Origin of the sequence: Pigmentiphaga daeguensis, assembly GCF_039523035.1 — a bacterium.
GTDB classification, from domain to species: domain Bacteria; phylum Pseudomonadota; class Gammaproteobacteria; order Burkholderiales; family Burkholderiaceae_B; genus Pigmentiphaga; species Pigmentiphaga daeguensis.
In genome coordinates, this window is the sequence record NZ_BAAAEN010000039.1 from 24,332 (window position 1) to 36,143 (window position 11,812).

The following is an 11,812-nucleotide window of genomic DNA, read 5'->3' on the forward strand; positions in this document are numbered from 1 at the left end:
ATCAATCGGCCGAGATGTTGAATTCCTTGACGATCTTGCCGTAGCTCTCGTACTCGGCCCTGGCCATGCGGGCGAGGTCCTCGGACGAACCGCCCAGCGGCACTTCCCACTGCTGCTTGAGCTTGGCGGCGGTGTCCGGCTGGCGCAGCACGGTGTTGAACTCCTGGTTCAGCTTCTCGACCACGGCGGGCGGCGTGCCCTTGGGCGCGAACACGCCGTACCAGGCGCCGGTCGCGGTGTTGGGGTAGCCCTGCTCGGCCAGCGTGGGCAGGTCGGGCATCAGCGGCGAACGCTCTTTCTCGGCCATGCCCAGGGCCACCAGGCGGCCGGCGGCGATGTGCTGTGCCACCACGCCGATGCTGGCGTAGGTGATCTTCACGTGGCCGCCCAGCACGTCGGCGATCGCCGGCGCCACGCCCTTGTAGGGCACGTGCAGCATGTCCACGCCGGCCGACTTCTTGAACAGTTCGCCGGCGATGTGCATGGGCGAGCCGCTGCCAGGCGTGGCGTAGGCCAGCCCCGGCTGCTTCTTCAGCAGCGCGACCAGCTCCTTGGCGTTCTTCACGCCCAGCGACGGATGGGCGACCATCATCATCGCGCCTTTGGACGGCGCGACGATGGGCACGAAGTCGTTCAGCACGTCCAGGTTCACGTTCGCGCCCTTGGGCAGCACGTGGGGAGCGATCAGGAAAGTGTTGGGCGCGAACAGCAGGGTATAGCCGTCGGCCGGCGCACGCGCGACGGCGGACGCCCCCATCATGCCGCTGACGCCCGGGCGGTTCTCGACGATGACGGACTGGTGCAGGCGTGCGGCCAGCTTCTCGCCCAGCATGCGCGCGCCGATGTCCGGCCCGCCGCCGGCGGGATAGCCGACGATGATGGTGATGGGCTTGGAGGGGAAATCGTTCCCTTGCGCATGCGCGGTCAGCGCGGCAAGCGGCAGACAGCCCAGGACCAGGGCGAATTTGCGGAGCAATGCGTACATAGGGGCACCTATCGGATACGAGGCGAACGCGAAGAAGGGCAGATTCTTCCCTGAAAATCGGCCGGCCTCCACCCCAATAACGCCTCATTAGGGCGCAATTCGTCCCGCCTGCCGATAAAATCGACGCTGCGCGATCGACGGAGGAAGAAGTGGATGTATTGAGCGAGGTCCTGTCCGGCTGCCGGGCCGACAGCGCCACGACCGGCCGCTTCACCCTGCATGCCCCGTGGTCGCTGGAATCCACCGGCCTGCAGGGCGCGATGTTCCGCATCGCCCGGGGCGCGCCCTACTGGATACAGCCCGAAGGCATGGCGCCCGTGCGGGTGCCGGCGGGCGACCTCGTCGTGCTGCCCCGCGGCGGCCGGCACATCATCTCGTCCGAGCCGGGACTCGCGCCCGTTCCCTTCGCCGAGGTGCTGGCGGCGCACGGCATGCGCGAGCGCGGGGAAAAGCCGCTGGTGTTCACCCACGGCGAAGGCGGCACGCCCACCGAACTCTTCACCACCATCGTCGACTACGGCCCCGTCGGGCAGAACACCGTGCTGCGCTTCCTGCCCGGCCTGATCCACCTGCGCGAGGACGACGTGAACCTGGCCTCGTGCCTGGCGCCCACCATGCGGCTGTTCATCGAGGAAAGCCTGAACCGCGAGCCGGGCTGGAAACTGTCGGCCGCGCGCATGGGAGACCTGCTGATGGTGCACGTGCTGCGCGCCTACCTGCTGCGGCACCGCGACACCGAGCCGAACTGGCTGCGCGGCCTGGCCGACCCCAAGATCGCGCAGGCGATCATGCTGATGCACCGCTGGCCCGAGAAACCCTGGACCCTGCCCTCGCTGGCCGACGAGGTCTGCATGTCGCGATCACGCTTCAGCGCGCGCTTCCGCGAACTGGTGGGCGTATCGCCGATCTCCTACCTGACGGCGCGCCGCATGGAGCGGGCCGCCGAACGGCTGCGGCTGGGATCGGTACGCCTGGCCGACGTGGCCGAACTGGTCGGCTACGGCTCGGAAAAGATATTCGCCCGCGCCTTCCGGCGCTGGGCCGGCGTGCCCCCCGGGGAATACGGGCGGCGCGCGGGCTGAGCCAATCAGGGCTGCCGCTGGCGGACGATCAGCACGTCGCAGGGCGTGTGCTGGATCAATTGTTCCGCCACGCTGCCGATGGCCGTGCGCAGTATTCCCGTGCGGCCGTGCGTGCCGACCACCAGCAGCTCGGTGGGATGGCGCGCCACGTAGTCGGGCAGCACGTCTTCCGGCAGGCCGTGCTCGATCTTCCATTCGATGTCGGGCCGGTTCAACAGCGCCGCGTTCCGTTTCATGAACTCGGTCACTTCGTTGTCGGCCTTCGCCCTTGCCTGCTCCACCACGGCCGCCTCGGCATGGGCGTTATGGGCGGAGAAGGCGTGGAACAACAGCGGGCGCGCATCCGGGAACAGCGTCAGGGCCGCTTGCAGCGCCTGGCGCGACCCCTCGGAGAAATCGACGGCGGCGACGAAATCGCGATAGTCGTGATGCGGGCGTTCGCGCACCACCAGGATGGGCTGGGCGGCCTCGCGCGCCAGCTTCTCGACCGTGGTGCCCAGCAGCAGGCGGCCCAGGGTCTCGTCGCGGGCCACCCCGGTGACGATGAGGTCGCAATGGCGTGCCTCGGCCGTCTTGCGGATGACCTCGACCGCATGCCCCGTTTCCAGCACCAGTTCGGCCTGGACGTCGACGCTGCCCAGGCCGGCCCGGAAGCGCCGCTCGGCGGCGTTGCGGTCGACCACCTGGCTGCGGCGGGCGGTCAGCACGTCGCCCAGCGACGTCTCGTTCACGCACACCGCGATCAGCTTGGCGCCGTGCTCGCGGGCCAGTTGCACGGCCCGGTCCTGGGCGCGGTCGCAGCGCGCGCTCAGGTCGGTGGCAAGCAGGATGCAACGCAGGTTTTCGGTGGAGGGTCCTTCCATGCTGATCTCCCTGGTGTGGCGGACGCGGCGGCGCGCGTGTTGCGGCCCGTTGGGCGGGCGAGGATCCGGAGGCGGGACGGGAAGACCGCGGATCGCGCGGCGTCCCCGTCGGACCTACGATACCAACGGAAGGCGACCCTGCCAATCACGATGACGCGCGAGGGGCCTCGCGCTCGGCCGTGGAACAGGCCTCGATGTAGTCCGCCAGGCGCCGCGCCGCCGCCGACAACGGCCGCCGCTCGTCATGAGCCAGCCACAAACCCATGGTCATGGGCGGCCCGCCGGGCGACAGCTCGGCCAGGAGGCCGGATTCCACGTCCTGCCGGACCGTCTTCGCCAGCACGCACCAGATGCCCACTCCCGCCGCCGTCAGTTCCCGCACCATCCCGGACTCGGTGGCGCGCGAGGCCACCGGCGTGCCGGCGATGCCCGCGGCGCGCAGCATGTCGGCCATGTGGATCGAGAAACCCGAACGGTGCGCGGCCCGCACGAACTTGTGCCGGGCCAGCTCCCGCGGCGGCACGGCGGCGCGTCCGGCCAGGGGATGCGAGGGTGCGGCAACCAGGGCGAAACGCTCGACGCCGATGGCCCGGCCGGCCACGCCCTCCTGCGGCCACCGGCTCAGGAAACAGGCCAGGTCGGCGGTGCCGTCGCGCAACTGCGCCAGGACTTCGTCCAGCGTGCCGGCCACCATGGCCAGCTCGTACTCGGGATGCTCCCGGGCGAAGCCGGCCAGCGCCGGCGGCAGCACCGAATTGGCCACCGGCCGCTGGCAGGCGAAGACGATGCGCCGTTCTCCGGCCCCCCGGCCGCCGCCCAGGTCCTCGGACAGCCGCGCCGCGTCGTCCAGCACCGCGCGGGCATGCGCCAGCACGCGCTCGCCCGCCTCGGTCAGCGTGGCGCGCCGGCCGCGCTGGCGCAGGAACAGGGCTGTTCCCGCCCTGCGCTCCAGGATCTGGATGTGCTGGCTGACCGACGGCTGGGCGATGTCCAGTTGCCGGGCGGCACCGGCGAAGCTGCCGGTCTCGGCCACCGCCACCAGCACCTCGAGTCCGCGCGGAGACAGGCTGATCATGCGTCCTCCGATAGGCCATTACCTATATCTCATATAGGGTAGCGGCCCGTTGCCCCGGACCGCCCCCGACGATGATACTGCCTGGCTTCCAAGGCGCCGCCTCGCGGCGCCCATGACAACAGGAGGCATCCATGAAACGTTTGCTGGCCCCCGCGCTGGCCCTCGCGGCGCTGCTGGCCTGCGGCGCGCCCCAGGCCCAGTCCCGGCCCGACTTTCCGTCCAAGGGCGTGCACATCGTCAATCCCTTCCCGCCCGGCTCGCCGGTCGAGTACGTCGGCCGCCTGGTCGCGCAGAACCTGGAACAGGCCTGGGGCAAATACGTCGTCGTCGAAAGCCGCTCGGGCGCCGGCGGCACCGTGGGCGCCAACTACGTCGCCAAGGCGGCGCCCGACGGCCACACGCTGCTGGTCACCACGGCATCGCCCATTTCCTTCGCCGCCGCGCTGTACGAGAAGCTGCCCTACGACCCGGTCAAGGATCTCGCTCCCGTCTGGGGCATCGTCACGCCCGGACAGGTCGTGGTGGTCAACAGCCAGCTTCCGGTCCGCACGCTGGCCGAACTCGTGGCCTACGCCAAGGCCAACCCCGGCAAGCTGTCGTACGCCTCGTCGGGCATAGGCACCGTCCAGCATTTCGGCGGCGAGCTGTTCCAGGCCCGTACCGGCACCAAGATGGTCCACGTCCCCTACCGGGGCGGCGCTCCCGCCGCCACCGACCTGGCCGGCGGGCACGTGCAGGTCATGTTCGACTCGCTCACCAACCAGCTCCGCAACATCGAGGCCGGCAAGGTCCGGCCGCTGGCCATCCTGCGATCGCGGCGCGACAGCAAGCTGCCCGACGTGCCCACCGCCGCCAAGGCCGGCGTGTCCGGCGTCGAGGTCGTCAACTGGATCAGCCTGTTCGCGCCGGCCGGCACGCCCGCCGACGTGCTGCGCACGCTGCGCCAGACGGCGAAGTCCGTCATGGCGGCGCCGGACAACGTCGCCAAGCTGACCGAGACCTTCGGCGAGGCCCAGGTCCTGGACGGCGAGCAGCTCGCGCAGATGATCCCGACCGAGGCCCGCACCTACATCGAACTGGTCGAACACGCCGGCATCCCCAAGCAATGACCGCGGCCCCCGCCGCCCCACGCAGGAACCCCGCATGAAAATCGTCCGCGTCGAAACCATCCTGCTGACCATCGCGCTCAATCGCGACTATGGCGGCAGCGTCTACAGCGTGCCCCGCAAGAACGCCATCGTCACCCGCATCCATACCGACCAGGGCCTGGTCGGCCATTGCGTGAACGGCGAAGGCAACTTCGACGTCCATCGCCAGGCGCGCGAGATCGTCGACCGGGAACTGGCCCCGCTGCTGATCGGCCAGGACCCCACCGCCATCGAAACCCTGTGGTCGCGCATGTGGATATCCACCCATCGCGGCGGCCGCGACAAATGGGCTGCCGTGCGCGCCGTGGCCTGCGTGGACAGCGCATTGTGGGACCTGCTCGGCAAGCGCGCCGGACTGCCCCTCTACCAATTGTGGGGCGGCGCGCGCCACGCGCTGCCCATCGTCGCCATCGGCGGCCAGTACCGCGAGGGCTACGCGCCGCAGGACTACGGCGCCGAGATGGAGGAATACCGCGCGCTGGGCCTGGCCGGCTGCAAGTTCAAGGTGGGCGGGCGCGAAGTCGAGGAAGACCTGGCGCGCACCCGCGCCGCGCGGCGCGCGGGCGGCGACGATTTCGTGCTGTTCGCCGATGCCAACCGTGCCTGGAGCCGCACCCAGGCCCTGGCCTTCTGCCGGCAGGCGGCCGACCTGGGCCTGCGCTGGTTCGAGGAGCCCTGCCACTGGGACGACGACCGGCGCGACCTGGCGCTGCTGCGCGCGCAGACGGGCATGCCCATCGCCGCCGGCCAGTCGGAGATCACCACCCAGGACTGCCGCGACCTGATGCTGGACGCCGCCATCGATGTCTGCAACCTGGACGCGAGCTGGGGCGGCGGCCCCACCGCCTGGCTGCGGGTGGCGCGCATGGCGGCCTGCTTCGGCGTGCAGATGGGCCACCACGGCGAGCCCATGGTGGGCTCGCACCTGCTGGCCGCGGTGGAGAACGGCACCTATGTCGAAACCCACCATCCCGACCGGGACCCGATCTTCCACCAGATGCTGATCGGACGCGGCGCGATAGCGAACGGGCACTACATGCTGCCCCAGGGGCCGGGCTGGGGCGTGGATTTCGATCCGGAGTTCATCGAGCGGTACCGGACGGATTGAAGGCGGACGAGCCGGCTCAGAACCGGTGGTTGATACCGATCGCGAACGCCTGGTTGCCGGCCAGCGCATTGCCCACGTCGTTGGCGTTCCACACCTTGTAGAAGCCGGTGGGCGAGGTGTTGGACGCCTTGTTGTCGATGTAGGTGTAGGACGTGTACAGGCTGGTGCGCTTGGACAGGTCGTATACGTAGCCGATGGCGTACAGGCGCGCGTCATGGTTGTCGGCGGTGCGGTCGTTCTTGTTGATGAACGAGACGATGACGCGGCCGCGCGCGCCGGCGGGAATGCGCGCGCCCAGCAGCAGGTCCTCGGATTTGTCGTTGACCGTGCCGGGCACGATGGATCCGCGGTTGATGACGTAGTTGACGAAGGCGGTGGCCACGCCGAAGTCGTACTTGGCGCCGATGAAGGTCATCTTGGCGTCCTTGCCCGGGGCGACGGCATCGTTGGCCTTGGCGTAGGCGATCTTCATGCCGAACGGGCCCCTGGTGTAGCCCACCGAGGCGCCCAGTTGCGAGTTCGTGCTGCTGGAACCTGCGACCTCGCCCGGGGCATATGACAGCTCGCCATTGAAACCCGAGGCGTGGCCCAGGTAGTACTTGGCGACATTGTTGGCGCGATTGCTTCCGCCCTGGCCGCCGGCCGAGATCAGGCTGGCCGAGGTGCCGGTCATGCCGGTCGAGAAGGGATCGAACTCGACCTGCGCCATGGCCACGGTCGTGTACTGGCGGCCCAGCGTGAGGCGGCCCAGGCTGCCTTCGAGCCCGACCCAGGCCTGGCGGCCGAACAGCGTGCCGCCCTGGGCCGAACTGCCGTTATCGACGTTGACGCCGCCTTCCAGCATGAAGATGGCCTTGTTGCCCCCGCCCAGGTCCTCGCTGCCCATCAGGCCGAAACGCGAGCCGGACATGATGCCCGAGTTGAGCTTGTTGTTGGTGCCGGCGGCGTTGCCGCTGTCATGCAGGAAGCCCATGTCCACGATCCCGAACAAGGTGACGCTGGAGGTCTGGGCGAACAGGGGCGCACTGGCGCAGGTCGCCAGGAGAGCGGGCAGAAGTCGGGTGCGAAGCTTCATGACATTTCCTTCTATGAGCACAGGGCTGGAAGAGAGGCGTTGCCGGCCAGGCGTGGGTGGCGGCCGGCAAACCGTGGGTGGCGAGCCGCGGAAGCCCGCGTCCCGCCGTGGATCACATGGCGCGGTCAGGCTCCGTAGCCGAACATCCTGGGCAGCCACAGCGACAGTCCAGGGAACAGCACCAGCAGCAGCAGGACGCCGACCAACAGGAAGCAGAACGGCCATATCGCGCGGTTGATCTGTCCGATGGGAACGCCCGATAGCGCCGACAGCACGAACAGGATCAATCCGTAGGGCGGCGAGATGATCGCGATCATGAAGTTCAGCGTCGCGACCACGCCGAAATGCACCAGGTCGATTCCCAAGGCATGGACCGCGGGCAGCAGCACCGGCACCAGCACCAGCAGCATGACGGCGCCGTCGAGCACCGTGCCCAGCACCAGGAACATGAGGTTGACCAGCAGCAGGAACATCACGGGCGACAGGTCCAGGCCCATGACGTAGCCCGCCAGCGACTGGCTCAGCCCTTCCGAGGTGAAGGCGTAGTTGACGATGAAGGAGCTGAAGATCAGCAGCATCACCGCCGCCGACTGGCGCATGGATTGCACGAATACGGCGGCCAGGCCGCGCAGGCCGACGTTGCGGTAGACCAGCACGCCCAGCACCATGGCCCAGAAGGCCGCGACCGTGGCGGACTCGGTGGGCGTGAAAATGCCGGTCCAGATGCCCCCCAGCAGGATGACCGGCAGCGTCATGGGCACCGCGGTGCGCGCCAGCACGCCGGGCAGTTCGGACAGCGGCACCGCGCGGCCGCGCGGCAGGTCGTGGCGGCGCGCCATCCACACGATCATGGCCATCAGCGCGACGGTCATGATCAGCGCCGGCACGATGCCCGCCATGAACAGCGCGCCGATCGAGGCGCCGCTGATCAGCGCATAGATCACCATCGGGATCGACGGCGGCACCATGGGGGCGAGGCAGGACGCGGCCGCGGTGATCGCCACCGACAGGCCGCCGGGATAATTCCCGACCTTGCGCATCATGCGCGTGGCGACCATCCCGGCGCCGGCGGCCTCGCTCACCGCGCTGCCCGACAGGCTGGACATGACCAGGTTCATCAGGATGGTGACGTGGCCCATCCCGCCGCGAAAGCGGCCCACCAGGGCGTCGGCCGCGCCCCAGAGCCGCTCGCTGATGGTGGCGGCGTTCATCACGTTGCCGGCCAGGATGAACATGGGCACAGCGATCAATACGGTCATCTCGAACGACGAATTCAGGGTCTGGTCGACGATGATGCCGAGGTCCTGCCCGCTCACCCACAGGTAGAGCACGCCGGAACAGAACATGATCAGCACGACCGGGAAGCGCAGCACGGCGCCCAGGACGACGACGGCGCACAGCGCCAGGAATGCGGTGCTCATGGAACGATCAGCCGAGGATGTTGGAGTTTTCTTCAGGCGCGTCGTCAGCAACGCGCTCGCGCCAGTCCGGCCGCAACAGCTGCCAGAACTGGATGACGGCACGCACGATGACGGCCACCCAATAGACGACGAAGCAGCTGAACACCGCATCGAGGCGCCAATCGAGCACCGAGGTACGCTCGCGCCACAGGAAGGCGACGTAGTCGTAGATGGTGGGCAGGGAGACGAGGAAGGTCACGCCGATGGCCAGTGACGCCAGCAACCCTATGCCCCGCCGGCCGCGCGGTCCGCACAGGTCGTAGACCACGTCGAACCGCACCTGCTCGCGATCGGACAGCAGCAGGCCGTCGGTCAACAGCACGACCCACAGCAGCAGCACCATCGCCAGCTCGTCCGTCCAGACCAGCGGCATGGAGAACACGTAGCGCATCACGATGCCCAGCAGCGAAATCCCGAAGATCGCCACGAAGGCCAGCGTACACAGCGCTTCCATGCCTCGCTGCAGGCGAACGAACCCTTTCCGGTACATGGCTGCCTACCTCACCGCTTCGATTTTTTCCTTCAGTCCCTTGGGCCACTTGGCGGCAATGCCCGCCTGCGCGTACTCCTTGTCGACGCTCGCGCGGAAAGCAGCCAGGTCCGGCGTCTGTATCGTCAGGCCCTTGCTCTTGAAGAAATCCACGATCTCGGCTTCTTCCTTGATGCGGCCCTGGTCGTTGTAGTCGGCGGCCAGGCGGGCGGCCTGGCGTACGGCCTGCTGGCCGGCGGCGTCGATCTGGTCCCACTTCTTCTTGGCCATGGTCAGGAACACCGGCTGCACCAGGTGGCTGGTCAGCACGATGGTCTTGGTGACTTCCTGGAAGTTGTTCGCCTTGGTGATGGGCAGCGGATTTTCCTGGCCATCGATGGCGCCGGTCTTCAAGGCCAGGTAGACCTCGGACACCGCCATGGGAGTGGGCGTGACGCCCAGGCCCTTGCCGAGCGCGACCCAGCCGGGGCCGCCCGGCACGCGCAGCTTGATGCCGGACAGGTCGGCCGGCGTCTTCACGGCGCGGCCGTCGCGCAGGTTGACCTGGCGCGTGCCCAGGTACATGGGCTCGATGATCTGCAGCTCCATCTTCCTGGCCACCTCGGCGAAGTAGGCCTTGCCGATGTCGCTGTCGAACACCTTGCGGGCATGCGCGTAGTCACGGAACAGGTAGCCCGACGAGAACACCGAGAACTCGGGAATCTGCTGTTCGACCTCGAACGTGGTCATCGTGCTCATCTCGAGGTTGCCGCGCTGCAGGGCGGGTACCTCCGTTCCCTGGCGAAACAGCGAGCTGCCGGTGTAGACCTCGACCGCGAACTTGCCCGGGGCCAGTTTCTCGAGCTGCTCCTTGAACACGCGCAGGCCGCCCGAGAGCCAGTCGGTGTCGGCCGCCGCCGACGACACGCGCAGCTTGATGGGATCGGCGGCCAGCGCGAGCGCCGGCGCCAGCGCCAGCGCCGCCGCAAGGCCCAGCGCGCCGGCGATCTTTGTGAAGGTCCTCTTGTCCATGGTCATGATTCCTCTGAAGTCGGGTAAAAAGGGGCCCGCCTCCCCCTTCGGGGTGGCACGGAACGCCTGGATGCGGGGTTGCGCGGCCGCCGGCCGCAGCCGTACTAGGGCATGTGTTCGAAGAAGTGCCGCACGGAATCGGCCAGCGCATGGCTGGGTGCCCAACCCAGTTCGCGGCGCGCGGCGGAGATGTCCGAAGGCGTATGGCGTATGTGCGGAAAACCGGCGAATCCGCCCTTGGGCGTGACCGCCAACCGCACGCGCAGCCCGGGGTGCGCCGCGCGGACCGCATCGACGAAGTCATCGAAGCGATGCAGCGCGCCGCTGCCTATGGTGTAGACGCCCTGTGCCGGCTCGCGCGCATCGAGCGCGGCGACGTTGGCCCGGGCGCAATCGCGGGCATCGACGAATTCATCGCCCCCCTCCCAGACCAGCAGCGGATCGTCGATCACCGCCTCGCGGCCGGCACGGGCCGCTTCGAGCAAGGTGGCCAGCAGCTTGCCGGGCACCGAGGTGCCAGGACCGGACCATCCGCCCAGCACGGCGGCATAGCGCAACGCGACCACGTCCAGCGCATGGAGATCGCGGTACAGCAGGCCGAAGTATTCGGCGGCGACCTTGGTGCCCGCATAGATCGACGCCGGCCGATGAGCGAGCATGCGCATGGGGTAGTCCTCGGGGAAGGCCGGACCGGCGAAATCGCCGAACGCCGGGTAGTGGACGGTGGTGGAGCTGGCCAGCACGACGCGCTTGAACGCCAGGCGACGGGCAAGCTCGAGGATGTTGGCGGTCCCCATCACGTTGACGCGGATACCGTCGAGCGGCGATCGGCGGATGGCATTGGACAGCAGGGCGGCGGTATGCACGACCCGGTCGACGCCTTCCTGCTCGGCCACGCGCGCCAGATGATCCAGGTCGGTCACGTCGCCGGTTACGACCGAGGCCCGCGAATCGTCCACGATGGAGGCAATCGCGCCGGGAATGGGGCAGGCGTCGTAGAGCACGACCCGTTCGCCCCGCTCCGTCAGCAGACGGGCGGTATGGCAGCCGATCAGTCCCGCGCCGGTAATCAGGATGGCCATGGAATTCGCCGCTGGATATTGCTTATGCGGCGCATTCTATCCATCGAATTTTTTGCAGTAAATATAAATTCCTTGTTAATTTACATTTTAAAGGGAAATCCCCTAAGGGTTCCGCAAGCGCTGTAAGGCTTGCGGCACGAGGAATCTGGTGTGTTTCGCCAGCGAATCGAAGCAATGGACTTCGGCCCGGGAATGAAAGAATTTATAATTTCCTTCATACCCAACGGCGCGGCCAGGCAGGAAACGGCGCGCCCTTTCCAGGCAAATCTCCAGACACCATGGCCCAGGCACCCAAGCGTACGATCTCGGAAGTCGCCCACGAGCGCATGCGTACCGAGTCGGACCTGATTTATTCATTTTCGCAGACGAAGCCGCTGCTGACCGACCCCAGGCCGCTGGGAGCCGCCAAGATCATCGCCTGCCGAACACCGAT

11 protein-coding genes are annotated in these 11,812 nt (G+C 68.1%); 3 read left to right on the forward strand and 8 right to left on the reverse strand.

Annotated elements, in window-relative coordinates:
- Position 1: 1 nt before the first annotated feature.
- Entirely contained in the window at positions 2–985 is a 984-nt protein-coding gene (locus ABD104_RS28355) for a Bug family tripartite tricarboxylate transporter substrate binding protein (protein WP_279815892.1), read from the reverse strand.
- Between the two features lie 149 nt (positions 986–1,134).
- Between ABD104_RS28355 and ABD104_RS28360 the strand changes: the two genes are divergently transcribed.
- Positions 1,135–2,067: an AraC family transcriptional regulator gene (locus ABD104_RS28360; protein WP_087838561.1), complete on the forward strand. Its 933-nt coding sequence runs from the start codon at positions 1,135–1,137 to the stop codon at positions 2,065–2,067.
- A gap of 5 nt (positions 2,068–2,072) precedes the next feature.
- Here the strand turns inward: ABD104_RS28360 and ABD104_RS28365 are convergent, their stop codons facing one another.
- Positions 2,073–2,930 (reverse strand): universal stress protein, encoded by an 858-nt coding sequence (locus ABD104_RS28365; RefSeq protein WP_343928694.1) that lies wholly within the window; start codon positions 2,928–2,930, stop codon positions 2,073–2,075.
- 145 nt (positions 2,931–3,075) lie between these two features.
- Complete coding sequence (locus ABD104_RS28370) at positions 3,076–4,005, reverse strand: LysR family transcriptional regulator (protein WP_279815888.1); 930 nt, start codon at positions 4,003–4,005, stop codon at positions 3,076–3,078.
- A gap of 131 nt (positions 4,006–4,136) precedes the next feature.
- Here ABD104_RS28370 and ABD104_RS28375 point away from each other — a divergent pair, with 131 nt between their 5' ends.
- Together ABD104_RS28375 and ABD104_RS28380 are read left to right on the forward strand one after the other, a co-directional pair.
- Positions 4,137–5,114, forward strand: a complete 978-nt coding sequence (locus tag ABD104_RS28375) for a Bug family tripartite tricarboxylate transporter substrate binding protein (RefSeq protein WP_343928695.1) — start codon at positions 4,137–4,139, stop codon at positions 5,112–5,114.
- A gap of 34 nt (positions 5,115–5,148) precedes the next feature.
- Positions 5,149–6,261 (forward strand): mandelate racemase/muconate lactonizing enzyme family protein, encoded by a 1,113-nt coding sequence (locus ABD104_RS28380; RefSeq protein WP_343928696.1) that lies wholly within the window; start codon positions 5,149–5,151, stop codon positions 6,259–6,261.
- A gap of 16 nt (positions 6,262–6,277) precedes the next feature.
- Here ABD104_RS28380 and ABD104_RS28385 read toward each other — a convergent pair whose 3' ends face one another.
- The 5 genes from ABD104_RS28385 to ABD104_RS28405 form a co-directional block, all read right to left on the reverse strand.
- On the reverse strand, positions 6,278–7,336 hold the full coding sequence (locus ABD104_RS28385; protein ID WP_343928697.1) for a porin: 1,059 nt from the start codon (positions 7,334–7,336) through the stop codon (positions 6,278–6,280).
- Between the two features lie 125 nt (positions 7,337–7,461).
- The gene (locus ABD104_RS28390; protein WP_087783041.1) at positions 7,462–8,757 is read right to left on the reverse strand and encodes a TRAP transporter large permease; all 1,296 of its coding nucleotides are present in this window, start codon (positions 8,755–8,757) and stop codon (positions 7,462–7,464) included.
- Between the two features lie 7 nt (positions 8,758–8,764).
- Entirely contained in the window at positions 8,765–9,250 is a 486-nt protein-coding gene (locus tag ABD104_RS28395; protein WP_343928698.1) for a TRAP transporter small permease, read from the reverse strand.
- A gap of 42 nt (positions 9,251–9,292) precedes the next feature.
- The gene (gene dctP, locus ABD104_RS28400; RefSeq protein WP_343928699.1) at positions 9,293–10,297 is read right to left on the reverse strand and encodes a TRAP transporter substrate-binding protein DctP; all 1,005 of its coding nucleotides are present in this window, start codon (positions 10,295–10,297) and stop codon (positions 9,293–9,295) included.
- A gap of 104 nt (positions 10,298–10,401) precedes the next feature.
- Complete coding sequence (locus ABD104_RS28405; RefSeq protein ID WP_343928700.1) at positions 10,402–11,379, reverse strand: NAD-dependent epimerase/dehydratase family protein; 978 nt, start codon at positions 11,377–11,379, stop codon at positions 10,402–10,404.
- Positions 11,380–11,812 lie beyond the last annotated feature (433 nt).

Bases quoted from the DNA above. Each gene is read 5' to 3' on its own strand.
- ABD104_RS28355 (WP_279815892.1), bottom strand. From the start codon at position 985: ATGTACGCATTGCTCCGCAAATTCGCCCTGGTCCTGGGCTGTCTGCCG.
- ABD104_RS28365 (WP_343928694.1), bottom strand. From the start codon at position 2,930: ATGGAAGGACCCTCCACCGAAAACCTGCGTTGCATCCTGCTTGCCACC.
- ABD104_RS28370 (WP_279815888.1), bottom strand. From the start codon at position 4,005: ATGATCAGCCTGTCTCCGCGCGGACTCGAGGTGCTGGTGGCGGTGGCC.
- ABD104_RS28375 (WP_343928695.1), top strand. From the start codon at position 4,137: ATGAAACGTTTGCTGGCCCCCGCGCTGGCCCTCGCGGCGCTGCTGGCC.
- ABD104_RS28380 (WP_343928696.1), top strand. From the start codon at position 5,149: ATGAAAATCGTCCGCGTCGAAACCATCCTGCTGACCATCGCGCTCAAT.
- ABD104_RS28385 (WP_343928697.1), bottom strand. From the start codon at position 7,336: ATGAAGCTTCGCACCCGACTTCTGCCCGCTCTCCTGGCGACCTGCGCC.
- ABD104_RS28390 (WP_087783041.1), bottom strand. From the start codon at position 8,757: ATGAGCACCGCATTCCTGGCGCTGTGCGCCGTCGTCGTCCTGGGCGCC.
- ABD104_RS28395 (WP_343928698.1), bottom strand. From the start codon at position 9,250: ATGGAAGCGCTGTGTACGCTGGCCTTCGTGGCGATCTTCGGGATTTCG.
- dctP (WP_343928699.1), bottom strand. From the start codon at position 10,297: ATGGACAAGAGGACCTTCACAAAGATCGCCGGCGCGCTGGGCCTTGCG.
- ABD104_RS28405 (WP_343928700.1), bottom strand. From the start codon at position 11,379: ATGGCCATCCTGATTACCGGCGCGGGACTGATCGGCTGCCATACCGCC.